Origin of the sequence: Vibrio sp. MED222, assembly GCF_000153005.1 — a bacterium.
In the GTDB taxonomy this organism is placed as follows: Bacteria; Pseudomonadota; Gammaproteobacteria; order Enterobacterales; family Vibrionaceae; genus Vibrio; species Vibrio tasmaniensis_A.
In genome coordinates this window covers 813,171-836,242 of sequence record NZ_CH902607.1, presented here as the reverse complement: position 1 = coordinate 836,242, position 23,072 = coordinate 813,171, and the positions used below count along the sequence as shown (strand labels likewise).

General features: G+C 45.0%; 19 protein-coding genes. 14 read left to right on the top strand and 5 right to left on the bottom strand.

Annotated features, from left to right (window positions below; all coding sequences use genetic code 11):
* Positions 1-152: 152 nt before the first annotated feature.
* The 6 genes from MED222_RS11180 to MED222_RS11205 all read left to right on the top strand — a co-directional run bounded on the left by MED222_RS11180 (position 153) and on the right by MED222_RS11205 (position 5,307).
* The gene (locus tag MED222_RS11180) at positions 153-1,691 is read left to right on the top strand and encodes a sensor domain-containing diguanylate cyclase (RefSeq protein ID WP_012604200.1); all 1,539 of its coding nucleotides are present in this window, start codon (positions 153-155) and stop codon (positions 1,689-1,691) included.
* An 87-nt stretch (positions 1,692-1,778) separates the two neighbouring features.
* Positions 1,779-2,309 (top strand): 3'-5' exonuclease, encoded by a 531-nt coding sequence (locus MED222_RS11185; RefSeq protein ID WP_009847018.1) that lies wholly within the window; start codon positions 1,779-1,781, stop codon positions 2,307-2,309.
* A gap of 369 nt (positions 2,310-2,678) precedes the next feature.
* Positions 2,679-3,035 (top strand): antibiotic biosynthesis monooxygenase family protein, encoded by a 357-nt coding sequence (locus tag MED222_RS11190; RefSeq protein WP_009847017.1) that lies wholly within the window; start codon positions 2,679-2,681, stop codon positions 3,033-3,035.
* Between the two features lie 16 nt (positions 3,036-3,051).
* The gene (locus MED222_RS11195; protein ID WP_009847016.1) at positions 3,052-3,747 is read left to right on the top strand and encodes a hypothetical protein; all 696 of its coding nucleotides are present in this window, start codon (positions 3,052-3,054) and stop codon (positions 3,745-3,747) included.
* Between the two features lie 418 nt (positions 3,748-4,165).
* On the top strand, positions 4,166-4,864 hold the full coding sequence (locus tag MED222_RS11200) for a winged helix-turn-helix domain-containing protein (protein WP_032555246.1): 699 nt from the start codon (positions 4,166-4,168) through the stop codon (positions 4,862-4,864).
* A gap of 5 nt (positions 4,865-4,869) precedes the next feature.
* The gene (locus MED222_RS11205; RefSeq protein WP_009847014.1) at positions 4,870-5,307 is read left to right on the top strand and encodes a hypothetical protein; all 438 of its coding nucleotides are present in this window, start codon (positions 4,870-4,872) and stop codon (positions 5,305-5,307) included.
* 33 nt (positions 5,308-5,340) lie between these two features.
* Here MED222_RS11205 and MED222_RS11210 read toward each other — a convergent pair whose 3' ends face one another.
* The 3 genes from MED222_RS11210 to MED222_RS11220 all read right to left on the bottom strand — a co-directional run bounded on the left by MED222_RS11210 (position 5,341) and on the right by MED222_RS11220 (position 8,743).
* Complete coding sequence (locus MED222_RS11210; RefSeq protein ID WP_009847013.1) at positions 5,341-5,790, bottom strand: TerB family tellurite resistance protein; 450 nt, start codon at positions 5,788-5,790, stop codon at positions 5,341-5,343.
* Between the two features lie 379 nt (positions 5,791-6,169).
* Complete coding sequence (locus tag MED222_RS11215; RefSeq protein ID WP_009847012.1) at positions 6,170-8,233, bottom strand: peptide-methionine (S)-S-oxide reductase; 2,064 nt, start codon at positions 8,231-8,233, stop codon at positions 6,170-6,172.
* Positions 8,234-8,257: 24 nt separating this feature from the next.
* Positions 8,258-8,743 (bottom strand): hypothetical protein, encoded by a 486-nt coding sequence (locus tag MED222_RS11220; protein ID WP_083784073.1) that lies wholly within the window; start codon positions 8,741-8,743, stop codon positions 8,258-8,260.
* 81 nt (positions 8,744-8,824) lie between these two features.
* Here MED222_RS11220 and MED222_RS11225 point away from each other — a divergent pair, with 81 nt between their 5' ends.
* The 3 genes from MED222_RS11225 (at position 8,825) to MED222_RS11235 (ending at position 15,086) form a co-directional block, all read left to right on the top strand.
* Positions 8,825-10,138 carry a MipA/OmpV family protein gene (locus tag MED222_RS11225; protein ID WP_009847010.1) on the top strand — a complete coding sequence of 438 codons (1,314 nt, stop codon included), beginning with the start codon at positions 8,825-8,827 and terminating at the stop codon, positions 10,136-10,138.
* A gap of 227 nt (positions 10,139-10,365) precedes the next feature.
* On the top strand, positions 10,366-14,448 hold the full coding sequence (hrpA, locus tag MED222_RS11230) for an ATP-dependent RNA helicase HrpA (RefSeq protein WP_032555217.1): 4,083 nt from the start codon (positions 10,366-10,368) through the stop codon (positions 14,446-14,448).
* 143 nt (positions 14,449-14,591) lie between these two features.
* Positions 14,592-15,086: an outer membrane beta-barrel protein gene (locus tag MED222_RS11235; protein ID WP_009847008.1), complete on the top strand. Its 495-nt coding sequence runs from the start codon at positions 14,592-14,594 to the stop codon at positions 15,084-15,086.
* A gap of 161 nt (positions 15,087-15,247) precedes the next feature.
* Here MED222_RS11235 and MED222_RS11240 read toward each other — a convergent pair whose 3' ends face one another.
* Together MED222_RS11240 and MED222_RS11245 are read right to left on the bottom strand one after the other, a co-directional pair.
* Positions 15,248-16,024: a hypothetical protein gene (locus MED222_RS11240; protein ID WP_009847007.1), complete on the bottom strand. Its 777-nt coding sequence runs from the start codon at positions 16,022-16,024 to the stop codon at positions 15,248-15,250.
* Positions 15,945-16,742 carry a hypothetical protein gene (locus MED222_RS11245; protein ID WP_009847006.1) on the bottom strand — a complete coding sequence of 266 codons (798 nt, stop codon included), beginning with the start codon at positions 16,740-16,742 and terminating at the stop codon, positions 15,945-15,947. Before MED222_RS11245 ends, MED222_RS11240 begins: the two co-directional genes overlap by 80 nt.
* A gap of 207 nt (positions 16,743-16,949) precedes the next feature.
* On the opposite strand from MED222_RS11245, the gene MED222_RS22320 reads away from it, so the two are divergent.
* From MED222_RS22320 to MED222_RS11265, 5 genes are all read left to right on the top strand, one after another.
* Complete coding sequence (locus MED222_RS22320; RefSeq protein WP_157044854.1) at positions 16,950-17,150, top strand: hypothetical protein; 201 nt, start codon at positions 16,950-16,952, stop codon at positions 17,148-17,150.
* Between the two features lie 222 nt (positions 17,151-17,372).
* On the top strand, positions 17,373-18,158 hold the full coding sequence (locus MED222_RS11250; protein ID WP_009847004.1) for a TetR/AcrR family transcriptional regulator: 786 nt from the start codon (positions 17,373-17,375) through the stop codon (positions 18,156-18,158).
* A 120-nt stretch (positions 18,159-18,278) separates the two neighbouring features.
* Positions 18,279-20,795 carry an efflux RND transporter permease subunit gene (locus MED222_RS11255; protein ID WP_083784071.1) on the top strand — a complete coding sequence of 839 codons (2,517 nt, stop codon included), beginning with the start codon at positions 18,279-18,281 and terminating at the stop codon, positions 20,793-20,795.
* A 44-nt stretch (positions 20,796-20,839) separates the two neighbouring features.
* A complete protein-coding gene (locus MED222_RS11260; protein ID WP_009847002.1) occupies positions 20,840-21,631 on the top strand; it encodes an outer membrane lipoprotein-sorting protein in 792 nt (263 codons plus the stop codon).
* A gap of 9 nt (positions 21,632-21,640) precedes the next feature.
* Positions 21,641-22,873 carry a hypothetical protein gene (locus MED222_RS11265; RefSeq protein WP_009847001.1) on the top strand — a complete coding sequence of 411 codons (1,233 nt, stop codon included), beginning with the start codon at positions 21,641-21,643 and terminating at the stop codon, positions 22,871-22,873.
* Positions 22,874-23,072 lie beyond the last annotated feature (199 nt).

Below are 23,072 nucleotides of genomic sequence, written 5' to 3'. Positions count from 1 at the left end.
AATTTAGTCGAGATTTGTCTGGTTATTGGTCATGGGGGTCAGTAAAATTTACAAAATGCCCGTTTAATGTGACATTTAGGACTAAACATGAATGGAGCATTATTTCCGTCCGTTATATACTTTTCATTCAATAGAGCCTATTTGGAACCCGCATGCCCCAAACTACTGACCCACTAACAGGGTTGAAGAGACAAACTCTCCCGTTGGTCGTATTTTCGGTCAGTTTTTTGATTACTGTTTTGTGCTTTGTATTAGTCATGCTTAATCAAAAGCGTGCGCTGAATATGAATTTGGATAGTTTTGCTACTCACCAGACATTGAGCTTGGAAGCCTTTATAGATAATGATGTGGCATATATTGGGTCTGGTGCTAATTTTTTCTACGCAAATGACCCTGAAAATTGGGATAAGTTTGATCGCTTTGCTAAGCAAACCATAGATGATTCAAAGAGTTTAATTGCCTTGCAGTGGATGCAAAAAGTGCCCGCAGACGAGATAGCTGAGCACACGGCGAAAATGAAAGAAAAGTACCCATTCTTTAAGCTGTATACCATTCCTAAGAACCAAGCAAAAACCTATGGCTACATTTTGGATGGTCAGCCAGCTTTCGTTGCTAGCGATATTTTCCCCAATACAGAACCAAACAACAAAGTTCTTGGCTTTTACTCTTCTAGAGAGCGATTTGATCTCGTTCTAGATAATATCAAACAGACACGTAAGGCGAATATTTCAGACAAAGTTCGCTTGATACAAGATGGGCTAGATAAAGACACAAAAAAGAGTGGCATGTTGGTGTATCACCCTGTCTTTGAGGGAGAGAGTGACAACTTACTCGGCGTTGTAATTGGTGTGGTTCGCACCACATACTATTTTGAGAACTTGCTGGCTTCGACGGTTGGGGATATGAATGTTTATGTCCGCGTTAGTGATGTCGGTTTTGAAGCCGAAGATGCACCTGTCTTGTTCGAAACGAAAGGTTATGAGGGTGTGACTGGACAACATATCACCAAGAAAATCACACTCACTAACCGTGAATGGGTTGTCGACTTCAAGATAGACTCATGCATTTCGTTTAATGGTTACCTGGTGTTGGCCGGGATTGCCCTCGTGGGCACGACTATTTCACTGTTGCTTTCTTATATCGTTAAACTGCAAGTCCAAGAAAAAGTACGCCTGTATAAAATGATTGATGAAAGAACGGAAGAACTCCGTTTTCTTGCCAATCATGACAGCCTCACAGAGATTTATAATCGACGAGCCTTTAATAAGGTGCTCGATAAAGCGATACAAGGTGACAAGCCGTTTAGCTTGATTGGATTTGATGTCGATAAATTTAAAGGGATTAATGATCAATTTGGCCACCCGGCTGGTGATGCCTTACTGGTTCATGTAATTCAGTTGATTTCAGGCAGTTTGAAAGAGGGCGATCATGTCTTCCGTATGGGAGGAGATGAGTTTGGTATCATTTCGAGCGTCATTGAACACGACGCACTGGCTCGTTATTTAGAATGCATTTTAGATACGGTGAGCGAGTCTCACTGTGAGCATAAAGGTCAACTATTGAGTTGTACTCTAAGTATCGGTGCTACCATCCGCAGTAAAGAAGACATCGAAGAACTCCTTCAAAAAACCGATAGTATGCTTTACCTAAGTAAGTCAAATGGCCGAAATCGCGTTACAATTGCAGGCTAAATGAGCACTTGATGCAACTAGGGTCGAGTTCTGTATTGGGCTCATGTACAATTTGACAAAATTTTTGACGAGAGAATTAGGCGACGTATGAATCACAATCGAGTGGTATGTTTCGATTTGGAAATGTGCTGTTGGAGCGAAGACGGTGTGGGAACAACAGGCGAGATCATTGAAGTTGGTCTTGCTGAAATTGATCTAGCATCTGGCACTATCGTCAAGCGAGCACAATACTACGTTAAGCCAGAGAAAGATGAAGTCTCTCTGTTCTGCGCCGAGCTAACGGGCATAACACCTCGTAAAATCGAAAAGCAAGGTCGTCCATTAGAATCTGTCATCAAGTCGATGATTAAGAACTTCGGTGGACCAAAAAAAATCTATGCAGCGTGGGGACGTGACGACCTTATCTTACACAAAGAGTGTATTGAGAAAGGCATCGAACCTCCGTTTAGCGAGTTCTTGAATATCGCCACGCTTTATCGAGTTCAGAATCGATTGAAAGAAAAACGTATTGGTCACCGTGCTGCTCAAGAAGCGAAAAACATTGAGTGGGAAGGTCGTCAGCACTCTGGTTATGTTGACGCTTATAACTTGGCAAAGCTTGCGCTGACTATGTTGTAATCGTTTGTATTTCAGAGAGGCGCTTGGTTAAATACTTAAAGGTTAAACACTCAAAGTTAGCCTGAATCTTGTGAGTTATTAAAATGAAGAGCCACCTACTTATTAGGTGGTTTTTTTGTGCCTGTTATTTGAGGGTAATGACGATCCAAATTGAGGGCAATGACTATTCACGTTAAGGGCAATGACTATCCCAAGAAACCTAATTTCAACAAGTGGTTTATCAATAGTGAATGGCTACATCGCTTATTTTACGAGTGAATAATATTGGTTTGAAATTTAGCTTTTTAATTAATATTAAATCGCAGGTCTCGACCTTGATTGGGTAGGGCTAGGTGGTAGCGTTAGCTCACCCAAAACAAGGAGAATAGGATGAAGAACATTATTAAGTATGGATTGGCACTGGGGGCGCTAAGCGTAAGTGCGTTGGTTTCGGCACAACCCGTTGTATTGATAAATACCTTTTCAGTCGAGCCGGCCCATGAGGCCGCTACATTAACGTATTGGGAAAATGCGCGAGACGTATTGGTGAAGCAACCTGGATATATCTCTACCAAATTGCACCGCTCTTTAAGCTCGGATGCGACATACCGTTTTATTAATGTTGCAGAGTGGGAAAGCAAAAAGCATTTCCATGATGCGATACAGGCGATGAGAAAAGAATTACCACCTTTAAAAATTGAAGGGGTTTCTGCTGACCCTAACTTGTATGAAATTATTCGCGACTAATTAGGAAGCCACCACAATGAAAACAACTCTAGGAACCTTTTTAGCTATTTTTAGCTTTCTATTTTCAGCCATTCTTTTTTCAACCCATGCCCACGCAGCGGCATACGGCGTGTCAGTGGCTTGGAAAACCGATGACGCCCAAGCCGTATTTGAGGCAATGCCTCATCAGAAAAAAGCATTTGCCAACCTGATTGATGCGGGCTTGGTACACGATATGTTCGTATCACAAAGCTTTATTGGGGATAAAAAGTTTCCGATGATTAAGTTTGTGATTGAAGCGGACAGTGAACAGCACGTTCGAGAGTTGATTGGTAACCTACCATTCCAATTTAAAGAGCTTGTCGAGGTGACTGAAATCAGAGACATCGGTAATAAGTGGTTAAACACTGACGTCGCTTTCAAAAACTACGCAGTCGAACTCGCTTGGACAGAGCCTGAGAATCAATTCATTGTCGATGAGATTATCAGCCAAGATTTACAAATGGTTGTCGATTGGAGCGCTCAAGGCGTGATTACTTCTGCTTACTTAAAACATCAAGAAATAGCTCAAGAGAAGCCAAACCAAAAAGCGATGATCAGACCCATTTACTCAATGGCAATATTGGCTAAAAACGAAGAACAAGCTCGCGGAGTTGCCAGTCAGTTGAATGCAGTAAAGTTAGGCTTCGCTGAAGTTATGATTAGTGAACTTGGATTCAAACTGGAACTATAATTTCGCTAGAACAAAATTGTGACCTCGTTTTCAGATTGCGTAACGACGAGGTCTTAATATAGGACCATGACAAGTTTAGAGTTAAACTTGGCTATGTTCATAGGTGAGTGAGTTTTCGTGACTGGCTCACCTTGTTGTTATTTTATCTTGTTACTTGCTGAGCTTATATTTGGCTTAATTATTGACTAAACTTATTACTCTTCTTTTCCATGTATGGTTTGGTATTAGCTCGACCAAATAAACACCTTTTTGATGACCTTTTATTTATGAACGCCTCGCCGAAATGAACGCCAATAGCCCTGATAAGATCACCTTAGACGCTTCGGGTATCGAATTGAATAACAATACTCTCATTAATTCGAGCTCTAACAAGCAGGTCACCTTGTCTTCATCCGAAAGTTTGATCCTTGAACATTTGGTGATGAATAGCCCGAAAGCGATTGGCCGAGACTTCCTTCTTGAACATTGCTGGCCTGGGCGGGTGGTGACAGGAAGCTCGCTAAACGTAGCGATAAAGAACATTCGTACAGCGTTGAATGAACTGAACTGTGAGTGCAAAATTTTAACGGTTCAGAAGCAAGGGTACAGTTTTAGCAGACCTCAACAGCTTGGTGGTTATCTATCAACACCCATTTCTGCTATTCAAACTCAAGTAGCTCAAGTTAATGTTCCTAATGAAACCGTTGAGCTAGAGGTTTTTAATACTGACAGTGATCGCAGTGATGACAGTAAAAGCGAGTCTGTATTACCCCAACAACGGGAACTTCATAAACAGCGAAGGGTTAAGAGTTTTCTCACTCGTCACCAATCTCGTATCGTAGGGACGGTCGTCAGCGCGCTTCTTCTCGTGCTGTTTTATCAGTTCGTTTTTTTTATGGATAAAACGAGCTATCGTGGCATGGATGTTTATCACGACAGTTTGAATTTTGATCAAGAATTATTAACCGAACTCAATACCGTCTCAGAACTCGGTGTTGATTCGCTTTATCTGCATCGCATCGGAGTTGGGTGCCAGAATATCCAAGCCGTCGCATTGATAAACGGGCGCTGGAAAGAGATGAGTCACCAGTTTAAATCTTTGTCTTGCGATGACGATAATGACGATGAGCGAGGGTGAGTGATATGAATCGTAAGTTTTGGATGCCTATCTTACTCACGTTTTTTGTGATTCTAAATGTAGGCTTAATTTCTGGGCTCGCAACCAAAAGTACTTATAAATTTTCCGCAGAATACCCGATGGTAGGCTGGGAAAAAATATCACTTCGATTGGAAAATGGTCGAGTCAAAATGCAGTACATTGGTTACGATATCGATGGGAATATCGCTCAAACTAAGCAGATGTTTGGCGTGTTCTTGCGCTGGGGGAATCATTACTACTTTTATCAATTGGATCAAGATCAGGCCCAAGATAAGCAGACATTCAATATCAAGCACTTATACATTCAACAAACACAAGGCAAGCGCAGTGTGTTGGTATCAAATCAGCGCGGCCTTTATGTCACTAAGACGGGCACGCCGTTAGAGCTCAAAGGCATCATGCATGGCGACCGTTTACGTTGATCCAGTCACTAAACGTGAGTATCGAGCCTTTGGTTAGCTTTTACCGATGACGTTCAGCTTAGTTTTGATAAAGTCACTGTGGTCAACGTAGAGCAGTTCTGCGGTTTTACGGATCACTGAATCTTCAAGTGGGTCAATCTCTCCATCCGCATGCGCGACTTCCCACATAGCTTTGATTAATTCTATGCGAACCGGCTGCGAAAGCTCTCGCAGTTGAGAAGTGAAATCGTACAGAGAAACAGATTGTTCAACTTGAGGCTCAGCTTGTGTTAATAAAGCTTTTGATTCTTCTTCGGTTATGTTCAGTAAACGCTGAAGTAAGTGCAGTTTGGCTTGTTGCTCTGATTCGTTGATCGCGTGGTCTGCACCAGCGACTTCGCATAACAAGCTGGCGATGGCTAAGTTAGGTGAGGCAGTGGGCGTTTTGCCTAAATCAGAGCCGTCAACTAATTGTTTAAATAACGAGGTAAGTGAGTTAAACATAAGAGCATTCCAGTTATGGTGAATATTATTACTATTGGGCCTACGGAGTGTGATCGCAAGCGTCTTTACTTAAAACTGACATTACGAAGAGGTCAGCAATAAGGAACACTTGTTTAGGGCGTGTTGACCTTTCGCGGTTAAACTTTGTTCGAGATAAAAGCGTTTTAATCGCGGCGAGGGGGAAGTAGCCTAGTCATTCTAAGCAAATCTCCCTCAACAAAGAGTAAAACGCTTTTAGCCGAACCCTTCGGGCAGCGTTTGCTGGTCATTTCTACTACGTTATCGGCTTCTCAAGTAGGCTAGCTACACATCGAAGCCTCTGCCTTGTATAAATACCCAGCAACTCGCTGCAAAAATTAGCTCGAAAGGTCAACACGCCCTAGTAAGGTTCAGGAAAGCGGGTGGTTTTACCGTCACCACTAAGTGTTGTGATCGACTGTGGTTTACCATCCTCATCTAGCCTTAATTCACCAATCGCACTTCGGTTTGAAAGGCGATAGAAGGTTTGATTGTCTGGGCTCCGCTTCTCGATCTTTAAGCGCTTTCGCTTGGTGAAATAGTTCAAAACTGAGCGAGGGCTGTATAACAGGCGGTCCCACACATCACAGAATTTAAGCAGCGGCGCTGGGAATTGATTTTTAATGCCACTACAGGTGATTTGATAAATGTTCGGGCTATTTCGGCGGTATCTAAGCTTGATATCGTAAGCAAAGGAGTAGTGAACATCGCCCGAAAGCACCACGAAATTGGTCGGTGTTTTGGTATGGGTAAAGATACTGATCAGCGTATTGGCACTGCCCGGATGTGCCATCCAGTTTTCAGCGTCAATCACCAATGGCTTACCAATTGTAGTCGCCATCTTTTGCAATGTTTCAATAAACTTCACGCCAAACATCGGTGCAGCTGAAACGATCACGACTTTATCTTGATGCATCAATTGATGTTGAAATTCAATCAAGGCCTCCCAGTCCATCAAACCTGAAGGTTTATTCATACGAGATTCCGAACGCCAGCGACGGGTTCGGGTATCCAACACAATGACTTTGGGTGAAGTATCTATTGTGTAATGCCACTCCTCAAAGCGACTCAGCATCTCAATGAAGGCTCGATGCTTGTTTGGCTCGATGTCGCTAACAGAGTGAGTAGTCGCGGCATCGCCGGTTTCACTGTTCGTTTGTTTAAGGTTGTCCGTTTGTTCAACGTCATGCGTTTGTTTAGCGTTATGCGTTTGTTTAGTAACGCGCGGTTGATCGATAAAAAGCTGTTTTGCTTGCTCGATGAATGTCTCGTCGAAGCTCTCCGGTTTATTACCCCAGCCCTGACACATCCAGTAGGCCGCAAGGCCGTTACCAATGACTTGAGTTGCGAACTGGTTTTGGTCTACGGCATGTTCCCAACCCACGGTAAGGTTCCAATCATCGGTCACATCGTGATCATCAAAGATCATGTACGTAGGGATATGTGCGAACAGACGTTGTACTTGCGGTAAGCCAGCAATGAAATCATCCATGATGACGCTTTCATCACGCCACTGTTGCTGCTCAGTCGGTGTTAATTGGCGTCCACCTTGAGTGAAGTTATTCTCAATTAAGCGCTCTCGATTGACACACTGCCACAGTGTCGGCGACCAAACTAACAGGTACATCGCGATAAACTCAGACAGCGTGACCAAGTGGTTTTCACAATCGGTAGAGCTAAAAATCGGTACGCCACGATTCGGGAAGAACTTATCGAGCATGGATTCTGAAGTGGTGTGGTGTGGCAAGTACTTATCACGTTGATATAAGTGATATTCGCTCTCAAACAAGGCGTCACTGCTGTTGATTCGGTTAACTTGCGAGTCAGTCGGTAAGCTCTCTCCCACTAGGCCAAGCAATTGAATCACTTGCTGAATAGCATCAAGTGTTGGGCCTGCCACATGGTCAGCGTAGATCTGATCGCCGCTCATCATCAGCATATCGGGTCTTTCAGCGACGGTTTGATCGGCCATCTTGTTATCGGCTGCGACTAGGCTGTCTTCGCTTGGATGATGTGGATTACGGCAAGAGCCATGAAGAATGTAATCAGCCGAGGTCGATATCTTAAACTCAACGCGAGATTTACCGTTGTAAACAAGGTGAGGGGCAAGCTCTTTTAATGAGCCTGACTCTGTGTGAACGTCATACTCTAGAGGTGTATTCGTCGGGAACTCACCTTGTAAGCGGATGAGCGTTACCCACGCATGTGTACCGATTTGAATCGAATCATGATCTTCAAGCGATGAGGTATAAAACGGTTGGTCTTGTGCTGCTTCAGAATCGTCTATTTCTTGAGTATGAAGTTCGGCTCTGCCTGTCAGAGGCGAGCTGGTGGCTAACCAAAGTACGACTTCAGTTGCAGTCGTTTTTCTTAAAATGGGTCCGGCGAGTAACAGGGGAAGAGATGATGTCGTAGAGGGTTTCAATACGGTACCTAAAATCGTTGGTGGCTAGTCGTCGTGGCGTTGTTTTGTTTCGAGCTTGTTCGTTTCAGGCTCTGTTATGTCAGGCGCGATCATTTCAGACTCAGGTGTTTCAGAACCATCTGCTTCAAGGAGTTCGATAACTTCCGAGCTAGAAAGTTCATGACCCATTAGAAATATTGCCAATAGGGCATCGGCTTTGGTCTTGGTATCGGATGTGTCGTCTAACACTTGCTCCAGTTTTTCACGAATCATAGTAATTTCGTGTTCAACAAAACCACGGCCTTCTTCATCCCCTTGATTGTCTTCAGGGGCATTATCGAACTCAAGAAATAGCATGTCGCCGTCTAGGTTGGTATTCACCAAACGCTCGGGCAACCATGCCTCACCAATAACAATATCCGGATCGGAATCTTTGGGTAAGTGATCTATAATGTTTTGTAATTCGGAGACTTTCACAATGCTTTCATTTAACCGAGAATATTCTACATTGTAACGGTCAATGCCGCTCAAACCTAAATTTAGTTAGCCGTTATCGCTAATAAATGTCTATTCAGTAACACAAAATTTATTACAAAGAGTAATTACATAAGAATGAAGCTCAAATATTTACCGACTCTCGCTTCGTCGGGCGCGGTTTTCCTAAGTAGCATTTTTCTAAGTGCTAATGCGTGGGCTGCTGAAGAGCAAGAGTGGGGGATTGCCGCGATGTTTCGTACGGCAAGTATTCCTTACGACACGTCAGGTGGTGACCAAACGGTTAGCTCTTTTGTTCCAATGCTATTTTTCAAGAACGATTATGTGTTCATTGATGGGACTGAGATGGGGGCTTACCTTTACCAACCCGACGACGAGAAATGGTCTCTGAATGCTATATCTCGCCTGCGCTTTATTGACATTCCAGCTTCTGAACAGAACGCTATTGAAGGCGATACAGCGGACTTCGGTGCCCAGTTAACGTATCAACTGGATGAACAATGGACTCTTGAGACAGAGTTTATGAGTGACAGTGAATACAACTTCCACGGTAACTTACGAGCGAAAGCCAAGTATGAAACCGGAGACTGGGAGCTCACTCCGCGTGCGACACTGCGTTATAAAAGTGCTGACTTCAACAGCGAGTATTACTCAGCAGCCAATGAAACCATCGGCGCAGGTGTGGACCTGAATGTCGGTGTAGAAGCGCGTTACCATGTGGTTTCGAACTTATACTTATTAGGTTCAACCAGTGTGACTCGACTGGATGACAACGCTTACGATTCGTCGATTGTTGAAGACCGTTATCAAGGCGAACTTTACCTTGGTTTTGGCTTTTTCAATGATAAAACCAAAGCGCCAAAACCTAAGCTGAGCAATGCGCCGTATTTACGTGTTGCACACGGCTGGGCGACGCCATCGAATATTGGCGACATCATGAAATTCAACAGGGAGAAAGACGAATACAACAACCAGTTGACCTCCTTCTTCTATGGCCACCCGTTAACCGATGAGATCTTCGGTTTCCCATTGGACATCTACTTAACGCCAGGTATCGCGCATCACTGGAATTCAGAGGTTCAGTCAAGCAGCACTGAATACATTGTCGCTATCAAAGCGTATTACACTTTCGACTGGCCGACACAATGGCGTGTTGGTGTGGCAGAAGGTATGTCTTACATCGATTCGCTGACTTACATCGAAGCGAAAGAGATGAAAGAGAAGGGTTATAACGGGAGCCACTTGCTTAATTATCTCGACTTTTCGGTCGATGTAAACGTAGGCGATTTGGTGGGTAAGAATGACCTGAACAACTTATGGTTCGGCTATTCGTTGCATCACCGTTCTGCTATTTTTGAAAACGCCTCTCAGTTTGGTCGAATCAAAGGCGGCAGTAACTACAACACGGTTTATCTACAGTACGAGTTTTAAGCGCGTTTTTTAGCAGGCAGTTTATAACAGGCGTTTTTAGCGTTTAGTTTTTAACTGTGATTTTTGAAACATTCGGTTTGCGTTCGTCACGCTTCCATCGCTTTTACTAACGTGAGAGTGACTAATCAGCCTGATAGCAAAAGGTTTTCCCTTTGTTGTCAGGCTTTTTTGTTTGAGACTTGTGATATAATCGCGCGAGTTTAATAAGTACAAGAATAGGACACGCTTTGACTTCGTCTCCGGAAAAAGCAGATAACAACAAGAATGCAGCACAGCCAAGTTCTCCACAGAACGAAGCGAAATCAAATAAGCCTGCATCGAACCGACCTGCTAAACAATTAAATGCTGAACAAGCAAATGCCAAGAAAGCTGAACAGTCAGCGACAAAGACAAAATCATCTCAAAATAGCCCAGTATCTCTTCGTAAAGCGCTCCACGAATGTATGATGCGTGATCGCTTCCGTTTGAGTAAGCGAATTACTGGCGCGAGTAAAATCAAGAACGAACAATCTAAGCACGCTGTCTTCGATGAGATTGCGTTAGATATTGCCAAGTCAATGATGACGGCAACTCAGCGTGCTGCGCAGAAACCAACCATCGAATACCCAGAGATTCTCCCAGTAAGCCAAAAGCGCGATGATATTGCGAAAGCCATTGCTGAAAACCAAGTAGTTATCGTGGCGGGTGAAACGGGGTCGGGTAAAACTACTCAGTTACCCAAGATCTGTTCTGAGCTTGGCCGAGGTCGTTTTGGCCTAATTGGTCATACTCAGCCTCGTCGCCTTGCGGCGCGTTCGGTTGCAAACCGTATTGCGGAAGAGATGGAAACGCAGTTGGGTGAATTCGTTGGTTACAAGGTTCGATTCAACGACCAAATTTCTGAAAACACCCAAATTAAATTGATGACCGACGGTATTCTACTGGCGGAAATTCAACACGACCGTTTCTTAAGCCAGTACGACACCATCATTATCGATGAAGCGCACGAACGTAGCCTGAACATCGACTTCATCATGGGTTACTTGAGAGAGCTTCTACCAAAGCGCCCAGACTTGAAAGTGATTATCACGTCGGCGACTATCGATCCTGAGCGTTTTTCGAAGCACTTTAACAACGCACCGATCATCGAAGTGTCAGGCCGTACTTACCCAGTTGATACGCGTTACCGCCCACTAGGTGGTGATGACAGTGATTCAGACCGCGATCAAATTGAAGGCATTTTTGAAGCCGTTGATGAGCTGTGTGATGAAGGCCAGGGCGATATCTTGATCTTCATGAATGGTGAGCGTGAGATTCGTGATACTGCCGACTCTTTAAGTAAACGTAACTTGCGTGACACCGAAATTGTTCCGCTTTACGCACGTCTATCGGCGGGTGAACAGAACCGTATCTTCCAGTCTCATACTGGTCGACGCATTGTTCTGGCGACCAACGTGGCAGAAACCTCGTTAACGGTTCCGGGTATTAAGTATGTCATCGACCCGGGTACGGCGCGTATCAGCCGTTACAGCTATCGCACTAAAGTACAGCGCCTACCGATTGAGCCAGTGTCTCAAGCGAGTGCTAACCAGCGTAAAGGTCGTTGTGGTCGTGTTGCTGAAGGTATCTGTATTCGCCTGTACTCTGAGGAAGATTTTGAATCACGCCCAGAGTTTACTGACCCTGAGATTCTTCGTACTAACCTAGCATCCGTTATCCTTCAGATGACAGCGCTGGGCCTAGGCGACATTCAAGCATTCCCATTTGTTGAAGCGCCAGATAAGCGCAACATTCAAGATGGTGTAAGGCTACTTGAAGAGTTGGGTGCGATCGCAACAGTCGAACCGTCTGCGAACAAAAACAAGAACCATGGCGACGACAAGAAGAAGCTAACCGCGATTGGTCGCAAGCTCGCTAAGCTGCCGATTGATCCACGTTTAGCTCGTATGGTGATTGAAGCGCCAAGTAATCGATGCCTGCACGAAGTGATGGTGATTGCTTCTGCATTGTCGATTCAAGATCCGCGTGAGCGTCCATCAGACAAGCAACAATCATCTGACGATAAGCACAAGCGCTTCTTCGATAAAGAGTCGGATTTCATCACGTTTGTGAACCTTTGGGATTACGTTAAGCAGCAACAAAAAGCGCTGTCGAGTAACCAGTTCCGCAAACAGTGTAAGCAAGATTATTTAAACTATTTACGTATCCGTGAATGGCAAGATGTGTACTTCCAAATTCACCAAGCGATGCGTGAATTGGATACCAAGCTGAATACAGAGCCGGGTAGCTACGATGGCATTCACATGTCTCTGCTATCAGGTTTGCTTTCACACATCGGTATGAAAGACCAAGAGAAGAATGAATATCAAGGTGCTCGTAACGCACGCTTCCATATCTTCCCTGCGTCTGGCTTATTTAAGAAACAGCCTAAGTGGATCATGTCTGCTGAGCTTGTGGAGACCTCAAAACTTTGGGGCCGTGTTATCGCCAAAATTCAGCCTGAATGGATTGAGCCATTAGCGAAACACTTGATTAAGCGTAGCTACAGCGAACCACATTGGTCGAAGAAACAAGCGGCGGTAATGGCTCACGAAAAAGTGATGCTTTACGGAATCCCAATCATTCCAAAACGCTTAGTAAACTACGGTGCGATTGACGCAACCGTCAGCCGTGAGTTGTTTGTACGTAGCGCACTTGTTGAAGGTGAGTGGGAAACTAAACATGCCTTCTTCAAACAAAACCGTAAGCTTCTACAAGAAGTGGAAGAGCTAGAACATAAATCGCGTCGTCGTGACATCTTGATCGACGATGATGAACTGTTCGATTTCTATGACCAGCGTGTGGGTGAAGAGGCAGTTTCAGGACGTCACTTCGACACATGGTGGAAGAAGACCAGCCAGAAAACACCGGAACTGCTTAACTTTGAAAAGTCGATGCTGTTCCGAGGCGATGCTAGCCACGTTACTGATTTGGATTACCCGAACTTCTGGCATCAAAATGGTATCAAGCTGAAGCTGAGCTACCAATTTGAGCCGGGCGATGACAACGATGGTGTAACGGTACACATTCCGCTGCCTATCTTGAACCAAATCGACCAGAACGGTTTTGATTGGCAGATCCCAGGACTACGTCAGGAACTGGTGATTAGCCTAATTAAGTCGTTACCAAAAACGCTACGCCGTAACTTTGTGCCTGCGCCAAACTACGCTGATGCGTTCTTGGCTCGTGTTACGCCGCTTGAAGCTCCACTATTGGATTCCCTTGAGAAAGAGCTGCGCCGTATGACCGGTGTGGAAGTGGTACGTGATGACTGGAAGTTAGACCAGATTCCAGAGCACTTAAAGGTAACATTCCGTGCTGTGGATCATCGCAAGCGCAAACTGAAAGAGCAGAAAGACCTGCATGAGTTGAAAGAGAGCCTGAAAGACAAGGTTCAAGAAACACTTTCTAAAGTGGCAGACGATGACATCGAGCAGCAAAACCTGCATACGTGGAGCTTTGGTGAGTTACCAAAAGTCTACCAGCAGAAACGTGGTGGCTATGATGTTAAAGCCTTCCCAGCACTGGTGGACACCAAAGACAGCGTAGAGATCAAATTGTTTGAAACAGAACAAGAGCAGATCACTGCAATGAAATCGGGTCAGCGTCGTTTAATTCTGTTGAACGTACCATCGCCGATCAAATACTTGCACTCGAATTTACCGAACAAATCTAAGCTCGGTTTGTACTTCAACCCATACGGACAGGTGCTCGATCTTATCGATGACTGTATCGCTTGTGGTATTGATAAGCTGATTGAGCAGAAGGGCGGCATAGTTTGGGAGCCAGAGCAGTTTGAAGCTCTAAAAGAACATGTACGTGCAGAGTTGGATGACACAGTTGTTGAGATTGCTCAACAGGTTGAAACTATCTTAACCACGGCATTCGCCATCAGTAAGAAGTTGAAAGGGCGTGTGGATCTTTCAATGGCATTTGCGCTTTCAGACATTAAAGCTCAAATAGAAGGTTTGATTTTTAAGGGGTTTGCCACAGAATGCGGCTGGAAACGCTTGCCGGATATTCTACGCTATATGAAAGCGATAGAGCGCCGAATGGAAAAACTGCCGATTGACCCGAATAAAGATCGCCTTCATATGATCAAAGTGGACTCTGTAATGAATGATTACAAAGAGCTGCTGAATAAAATTCCAAAAGGGATCGCGGTTCCAGAAAATGTAAAAGAGGTGCGTTGGATGATAGAAGAGCTTCGTGTAAGCTTCTTCGCACAGCAACTCGGTACACCTTACCCAGTATCAGATAAGCGTGTTAAAAACGCGATTGATGCTTGCTAAACGAATAAAGCTAGACGCAGTGGCAAGGTTTGGGTATAAATCTTGCTTATTGCATTACTAATTGAATAGTTATTACATACAGGGCGACTTGGTGGCAATTCATTACCACGCAAGGCCTGCCAACAGGACGAAAAAGGTCGAATATGAAAAAAACGTTATTGGCTCTAGCACTGCTAGGTGCATCTTCAACAGCGATGGCTGATTCTTGGTTGTACGGCGGCGCAATGGGTGGTCAAAACTCATTAGGTAATCAAGAAGAGACAGCGATGGGTATCCACGTGGGTACGGGCATCCTTCCATTTATTGGTGTTGAAGCGGGTTACTGGGATCTAGGTTCTTTCGACAGTGTTAAATACGGCAACCAAACACTGACTAAACTAGACGCAAGCACAACTTACCTAGCAATCAAACCAAGCATCGACTTTGGTCCTCTTCACGTATACGCGAAGGGTGGTCTTCACTCTTACGAGCTTAAAGCGAACGGCTTCAAGCAAGACGAAGTTGATATCATGTACGGTGTAGGCGCAGAATACTTCATATTTGGCCCACTATCTGTAGGCGCTAGCTACCAAAACTTCAACATGAAAGATGACGACTCAGGCGTTTTCTCTCTAAACGCAACTATCCACCTACTGTAATTAATCAGTAAGGCGATCGTAAATAGCGGTCGGATAATTGTTTGATGGGTTAATAAAACTCATAAAAAATGCCAGCTTGATAGCTGGCATTTTTGTATCTATTGACCGGGTAATCTTGACGGTATTTTTTGACCGTAGACCGTAGACCGTAGACCAGAAGGCTACTTTTTACTGTTTAGAATTTTCTGAATTCTTGGGTTAATCGCTTTGCCGTGTTGGCTTTCGTACTCTTCACGTTTTAAATCGTTCAGGTTCTTTACGGAGTTAGCAGCAAGAAGGAACTGCGGTAATTCAGTTTCTAGCATGCCTTTCTCATCTAAACGTTTTGCTTCCAAATAGTACTTCTTAAACAGGCCATCAAGCTTGTTTTCAGCGGTGCGTTTCAAGTCGTACAGCTTGTTTTGGATAAGCCACTTTTCAATGTTGTTAACAGCTGTGCGTGACAACACGCGAATGCGGCTATCAAGCAGCTCTTCTTCTGTTAATGAATCCTTTAGAATCCAAAGCTCACCCATTTGCGGCGGCCAACTGTTGCCTAGTTGAATACGCTCATGACAATGCATTAGCACGCGATTAAGGCCATCTGAGTCTACAGAGTGTGCAAACTCAAGAAACTTTCCGCTTGGCTCACTACCGTATTGGTATTCCCACTGAGTTTCGTACACGCTCAAGAAAGAACCGAAAACATGGATACACCAATCGGTCAGCTCCAACTCTGCGGGATCTTGGTCAACAACAGGCACTTGTTGAGACGAACCCGTGCTAGCAGCATTGGGTGTCGCTACTTCAGTGCTCTGTGCTTCAATAACCTCAGGTACTACAGAGCCTGTAGAGTCAGGAACAACAGGTGAAGCTGGCTCAGAAGGTTGGCTTTTTGCCTTTTTGAATGAGCTGCTGCCTGAAGCGTTCAGATGGGCTAAGCTTTTGTCTATACCCATTTCCTTGAGCTTGTCCTGCATTTCCTGAATATTGAGAGGTCTTCTGCTGTTGTTGTCTTTCATTTTGCTTCTCGTTAACTAGCCAGTACTGCAGCTTGGATTCAATCCGAGATAGTGGCATTAATTCATTGGCTTTGGCTTTATACCAGAGGACAAATTTCTTCCATACTAAACTATGGTCACCGGTCAAACCGGAGAATTTAAACGCACGTTCTGCCCATGATGGTATCTCTTCTTCGTTGAGATCATGAGTAGATACGGTGTTGCTGTTCATTGAGCCTCGGCCTTGTGGGCGAGGGGCATGCTGCATGTGTTGCATCGGTGCCGGAGCAGGCTGAAACTTAGGTGCAGGTGCAGGTGCAGGTGCAGGTGCAGGTGCAGGTGCAGGTGCCGTAGAGTAGACAGGAATACTGTTGGTCGGTTGAACCTCAACGTGCGCCGTAGCTTGCTCTTGCTCAATGAGCATTTTGAAAACGTGAATCTCTTTTTGATCTCGATAATCTACTTTTATCTTATCGAGAAAACCTTGGTCGACTAAACACTTAAGGCAGTCGGCTAAACCAAACGTAGAGAGAGCACAAAGTTGACCTGCTGTTTGTAAGCACACATTGGTGTAGCCGAATTCGTCAGCACCGTCTGCAAGCATCAATAAAACAAGCTTTTCTGCTGGGCTAGAAGTATTCACTTGCCAAGCTAAATAAGAATATTTGGCGCTCAATATCGTGTTCTCAAAAAAGGTAAGTCGTTGTCACTATTGTAAGTCACCCCTTACCTAATTTATAGCAACTTAGTAGAAAACGGCATTAGTAAGCCAAATATTAACCATAAGGAGAGGTCTGCACCAAAAAGTGAACCTGAACTCACTCATTCTCGTGGTTTACGTACCCCTCCATTCGGCTCGAATAGCTGACTGTCCTAAACCATCATGCTCTATTTAGATGAAGACAGCGTAATGGGTTTGTATTGGTTTCGCCAAACTAAGGCGCTTCTTCCTGTGTTGGTTAGTGATGTTGCGTTGGTTAATGATGCTGCGTTGGTTACTGATGCTGTGTCGGTTATTGATCTTATGTTGGTTACTGATGCTATGCCAGTTATTGACGGCAGGCTGGTGAGTAACGCGATGTGATTATTGATGGTTTCTCATCTATTCATAAGGTGAATTTAATTTTATGAAACACCTTGATATGATCAATATTTGCGCTATTATGACGATAAGTCAAAAATGACGAAGCGTCACAAAATGGTTAACTACATGAATTTACTATTCGTGTTAATATATTGGATAGGAGCGTTTTAAATACTGGCGAAGCTTAGATGATAGCTAAGCTCAAATACGGACTGAGAAATTATGTTTGGCTTTGGTTGTAAAGGCGATAAACAAGGTATCTTTGGTTGCAAAGGCGTGTTGTCTAAAAAGCAGCAGTCTATAGCAGACCGAGAAGTAGAATTGATGTTGTTAGCAAAAGATCTGGTTCGAGAACAAGGGTTCGGAAACCTCACGATGGATAGGCTAACGGCAGCAAGTTCTTATTCTAAAGGTACGATATACAATCACTTTTGCAGCAAAGAAGACGTGGTTTTAGCCTTGTGTATTCACTCTTTAAAGACCGAGGCATTGATGTTTGCTCGTTCTGGAGAGTTTGAAGGCAACACACGTGAAAAGATTGTCGCACTGCACGTTGCTTACCGAATCTATGCTCGCATGGAACCGGTACTATCAACCTGTGCGATCATGGCGAAAAGCCCGTGGGTACTAGAGAAAGCGTCTAGTGCACGTGTAACCGAGATGAATGAACTGGAAGAGTTGGTGATTGAACAAGCCGATTCAATGGTAAACCGAGCAGTAGAAGCCGGTGACCTTAAGTTCTCTTCTGGTGTGGGTTCAGATGCCATCGTGTTTGCTAACTGGTCAATCGCATTTGGTTCAAATGCCTTGTCTCAGAACGCATCAAACAGTCATTGTATCAAGCGGTTACAAGACCCGTATTCAGTATTACATAACGCGAACATGCTACTAGACGGCCTAAATTGGCAGCCCCTTTCTAGCGATTGGGATTACCGCAAAACCTGGCGCCGTGTAGAACAAGAACTGTTCAGTGAAGAAGTCGCTTACCTAGAGTCAGTAGGTCGATAATCTTCCATTAAGCCCACTCGTGTGGGTTTATTAATAACCATTAGTGACGATTCGTCATAAACTTGAGTTTGCCTAGTGTGGTTTTGGTTTTCTTGAGTGTATGACTAAGAATTGTGTCTTTTGTCAGCTCCGGCTGGCTTTTTAAGACACAACTATGACGAATCGTCACAAATGGAGACTGTGATGGGACATGACAGCCAGAAGCCAGCTTTCGATCACCAAAATCGAGATAACCGTAACGTCGATAGCGTAAACGGGGATCTAAATAACAGTTGGCACTCAATACCGACCAAGCGTTCGTTTATCGTTCTGCTGGTGGTTTTTTCAATCATCATTCTCTCTGCATTAGGGGCAAAGAACCTTTACTTTAGAGGGGACTACAACATCTTCTTCGAAGGCACCAACAAACAGTTGATGGCGTTCGACGAAATCCAAACTACCTTTGCGAAAACCGACAACCTCGCGATTGTCGTCGCACCTGAAGATGGCAATGTCTTCACCCCAGAAACTCTTACCCTAATTCAAAACCTCACGGTCGATGCGTGGCAAATCCCGTACTCAAGCCGTGTCGATTCGCTTGCCAATTATCAGCATACCGAAGCGGTTGAAGACGACCTCTTGGTCGAAGACCTGCTGTATGAAGAATACGAGCACACACCAGAGCGAATCGCCAAAGTAAAACAGATCGCGCTCAACGAACCACTGCTCAAGAACGCATTGGTGTCGGCCTCTGGTGATGTGACGATTGTTAACGTCACCGTGCAATTGCCCGAAGTGGATAAAACTGCTGAAGTGCAAGAAGTGATCGCGGCTATCAATACTATGATCGCCAAGTACCAAGCCGATTACCCGAGCGTCGAGTTCCACACAGCGGGCATCATTGCCATGAACAACGCCTTTATGATGTCGGCTCAAGAAGACAGCTCAACGCTCGTGCCGTTAATGCTGTTGGTGGTATTGGTGTTCCTGACCTTTATGTTGCGCTCGTTCTTTAGCGTGGTGGCTACCTTAGTTGTGATTATCTCTTCGATTGTTGCGACCATGGGTTTGTCTGGCTGGGCAGGGATGTTCCTCAGCACCGCAACGGTCAACGTTCCAACCTTAGTACTAACCCTTGCCGTTGCTGATTGTGTTCACGTGATTGTGACCATGAGACAAGCCATGCAACGCGGGATGGAGAAAGCACAAGCCATTCAATACAGCATTAAGCTTAATGCGATGCCGATTCTGATCACCTCAGTGACTACTGCGATTGGTTTCTTGATGATGAACATGTCGGACTCTCCAGTACTGCGTGATTTCGGTAACTTGTCGGCACTAGGCGTACTTATCGCATGTTTCCTATCTGTAACTATGTTGCCTGCATTGTTAAAACTGCTGCCAGTTAAACGCCTATCTACCAATCCTAAGGCGGCAGACAAAGTCACCTTCATGGATAAACTCGGCGATTTTGTCGTAACTAATCGTAAAGCGCTGCTGCCTATTTCTACCTTAGTGATTGTTGGCGCAGCCGCGTTAATTCCATTGAATAAAGTGAACGATGAATCGGTGAAGTATTTCGATACCTCAAGCGAATTTAGACAAGCAGCTGACTTCATGGAAGAGACAGTAAGCGGCATGACGACCATCAGCATCGCAGTCAAAACTAACGAGTCTCAAGCGATTGCTGATCCTGTATTCTTACAAGCGATTGGTGACTTTACCGATTGGCTACGCGTACAACCAGAAACCGACCATGTGGCAACGCTTTCTGATGTTTACATGCGTTTGAACAAGAACATGCACGGCGATGATGACAGTTACTACCAACTGCCACTTAACCGTGAACTTGCCGCGCAATACTTACTGCTTTACGAGATGTCATTGCCGTACGGTTTGGACTTGAACAACCAAATCAATGTCGATAAATCATCGATCAAAATGGTGCTGACGGTGGACAACCTAGGCAGTGTGGAATTGGTTGAACTCGAAGAGCGCATCTACTCATGGTTTGCCGCTAATGCACCTCAGTATGAAGTGGTCGCATCGAGCCCATCACTGATGTTTGCTCACATCGGCGAAACCAATATGGCGAGCATGCTATCGACTCTGCCTATTACCTTAGTGCTTATCTCAGGCTTGATGATCTTCGCATTGCGCTCGGTTCGCTTGGGTGTGATCAGCCTAGTACCAAACATTGCCCCGGCGATTATTGGCTTTGGTTTGTGGGCGTTGATCTCTGGTGAAATCAACTTGGGTTTGTCAGTCGTGGTCACGCTCACACTGGGTATCGTTGTCGATGATGCAGTGCACTTTTTGAGTAAATACCAACGCGCCAGAATGGAAGGGAAATCAGCAGAAGAAGCCGTTCGTTACGCCTTCCACACTGTTGGCCGCGCACTGTGGATCACCACGGTCGTGCTTGTGGCTGGTTTCTCTGTACTGGCGATGTCGAGCTTCAGACTCAATTCCGACATGGGCTTACTCAGTGCGATTGTGATTTTCATTGCGCTAGTAGTCGACTTCATCTTGCTACCGAGCTTACTGATGATCTTCGACAAACAGACTCACTATGCAGATAAACCTCAGCACGAATCAAAGCCTGACGCCAAGCCACAGCCTAGCTCGACTGGCGAACTGTCTACTTCGACTAAATAAGGAATCGTCAGCCTGCTGCGGTGGGCTGACTCAAGGAGAAATTTATGAAAAGCGTTAAACAATCATTCGTTACCACATTATTTACACTGAGCACATTCGCGGCTTTCCCTGCATTAGCAGACCCTGCGAAAGGCTTAGAAATTGCCGAGCAACGAAAAGCCGTCGATATGGGGTGGGGCGATTCTGTCGCGACCATGGAAATGCTGCTTCGCAACAAACAGGGCGAAAGCAGTACACGCCTAATGCGATTGAAGTCGTTAGAAGTGGATGACGATGGTGATAAAGGGCTGACTATTTTTGATGAGCCACGCGACGTAAAAGGCACGGCTTTCCTAAACCATTCACACATCTCTAAATCGGATGATCAATGGCTGTATTTACCTGCATTGAAACGTGTAAAACGCATCTCTTCACGCAACAAATCGGGCCCGTTTATGGGCAGTGAATTTGCTTACGAAGACTTGAGCTCGTTTGAGCTAGAAAAGTACACCTTCAACTACATTGAAGACGCCAAAATTGAAGGTGTTGATACCTTTGTTTTAGAGCAAGTACCGACCGATAAAAACTCTGGCTACACCATGCAGAAAGTATGGCTAGACCAACAATATTACCGCCCCGTTCAAGTGGAGTTTTACGACCGTAAAGGCGCATTGTTGAAAACCCTGTCATTCCAAGACTACAAACAATACCTAAACCAATACTGGCGCGCGCACACCATGTCGATGCAGAACCACCAAACAGGCAAAAGTACCGTTTTAACCACGACAGATTTAGCCTTCCAAACCGGTCTTAAGGACAAAGATTTCCAGAAAAACACACTGAAACGTGCAAAGTAAGGCAAGAATATGAAAAGGATTGTGTTAACAGGAACGCAGTTATCTTTAACCTTGGCAGCGACTGTTGGGCTTATGCAGGTGTCTTTGCCATGTGTGGCGGCTGGATTTAGCTCTGAGTTCGTAGAACAGGTCACCACGGAACTCGCAGGGCAGGTTAACCTCGAACACAGGCAGTTCTTTAGCAACGGCTTGCAAGGGCAAGATAAAGGGCAAAGCTCACTGGTGTTGCAACCAGAGTTTTATTGGGAGCAACAAGAGGGCAATGGCAGCTTTACCTTCACGCCGTTTTACCGTCTAGACAGTGAAGATGATGAGCGCACCCATGGCGACGTTCGTGAAGCTCTGTATCTCAATTATTGGGACGATTATGAACTGCGCGCAGGTGTTGGCAAGGTGTTCTGGGGTGTCACTGAATCGGCGCACTTGGTGGATGTGGTAAACCAAACCGATGCCATTGAATCGGTCGATGGTGAATCCAAGTTAGGTCAGCCTATGGTGCACTTCTCCTCAATCAAAGACTGGGGAACCATCGATGCCATGTTACTGCCGTATTTTCGTGAGCGTACCTTTGCAGGGGAAGACGGTCGATTAAGGCCAACCGTGCCTGTATCGGATGATGCGCTTTACGAATCTTCGAGAGAAGAAAAGCACGTTGATGTAGCACTGCGCTATAGCCAAATGTACGGCGATTGGGATGTTGGTTTAAGTTACTTAGGTGGTACAAATCGCGACCCTTATTACCGTGTGGAAGGCAATCAGCTCAAGCCGTATTACGCGCAAATGCAGCACTTCGGATTGGATGTGCAAGGCATTATCGGTGACTGGTTATGGAAGCTTGAAAGTATTTATCGCGACAGCTACGACAACCACACAGGCGTAGCAACAGGCTTTGAATACACATGGGTTGGAGCGCTTGAGTCATATTGGGACATCGGCTTTATCGCTGAATACTTGTATGACAGCAGAGGTAACAATGCCCAAACCATCGGCCAAAACGATGTGTTCCTTGGCGCGCGTTTCGCTTTGAACGATGAAGACGGAACCGAAGTGCTTACAGGCATCACTCAAGACTTAGATAACAGCGATGTCTACAGCGCGAAGCTCGAAGCGTCAAGCCGCATCAACAACAATCTCAAGTGGCGATTGAACGCTTGGTTGTTTGAGAACGAAACCCCAGAAGACTTATTGTTCTTCGCTCGAAAGGATGATTTTGTTGAGGTAGCGTTGGAGTACTATTTCTAAAGATTCGCTATTTTGATTCGCCATCTATTTTGCAAACCGATCTCATCAGAAAACCAAGGAGCGAAGGCCTTAAACCTCGCTCTTTGGCTTCCTTCCTCAGTTCCACTCTCAATATCTATCTCTTGTGAACATCACGGCCTCAGCTAAGGTTCGCCGAATGTAATCAAACTGTCTCACTTGGTGACGTTTATGTATCCGT

Bases quoted from the DNA above. Each gene is read 5' to 3' on its own strand.
- MED222_RS11180 (WP_012604200.1), top strand. From the start codon at position 153: ATGCCCCAAACTACTGACCCACTAACAGGGTTGAAGAGACAAACTCTC.
- MED222_RS11185 (WP_009847018.1), top strand. From the start codon at position 1,779: ATGAATCACAATCGAGTGGTATGTTTCGATTTGGAAATGTGCTGTTGG.
- MED222_RS11190 (WP_009847017.1), top strand. From the start codon at position 2,679: ATGAAGAACATTATTAAGTATGGATTGGCACTGGGGGCGCTAAGCGTA.
- MED222_RS11195 (WP_009847016.1), top strand. From the start codon at position 3,052: ATGAAAACAACTCTAGGAACCTTTTTAGCTATTTTTAGCTTTCTATTT.
- MED222_RS11205 (WP_009847014.1), top strand. From the start codon at position 4,870: ATGAATCGTAAGTTTTGGATGCCTATCTTACTCACGTTTTTTGTGATT.
- MED222_RS11210 (WP_009847013.1), bottom strand. From the start codon at position 5,790: ATGTTTAACTCACTTACCTCGTTATTTAAACAATTAGTTGACGGCTCT.
- MED222_RS11225 (WP_009847010.1), top strand. From the start codon at position 8,825: ATGAAGCTCAAATATTTACCGACTCTCGCTTCGTCGGGCGCGGTTTTC.
- MED222_RS11235 (WP_009847008.1), top strand. From the start codon at position 14,592: ATGAAAAAAACGTTATTGGCTCTAGCACTGCTAGGTGCATCTTCAACA.
- MED222_RS11240 (WP_009847007.1), bottom strand. From the start codon at position 16,024: ATGGGTATAGACAAAAGCTTAGCCCATCTGAACGCTTCAGGCAGCAGC.
- MED222_RS22320 (WP_157044854.1), top strand. From the start codon at position 16,950: ATGCTCTATTTAGATGAAGACAGCGTAATGGGTTTGTATTGGTTTCGC.
- MED222_RS11250 (WP_009847004.1), top strand. From the start codon at position 17,373: ATGTTTGGCTTTGGTTGTAAAGGCGATAAACAAGGTATCTTTGGTTGC.
- MED222_RS11260 (WP_009847002.1), top strand. From the start codon at position 20,840: ATGAAAAGCGTTAAACAATCATTCGTTACCACATTATTTACACTGAGC.
- MED222_RS11265 (WP_009847001.1), top strand. From the start codon at position 21,641: ATGAAAAGGATTGTGTTAACAGGAACGCAGTTATCTTTAACCTTGGCA.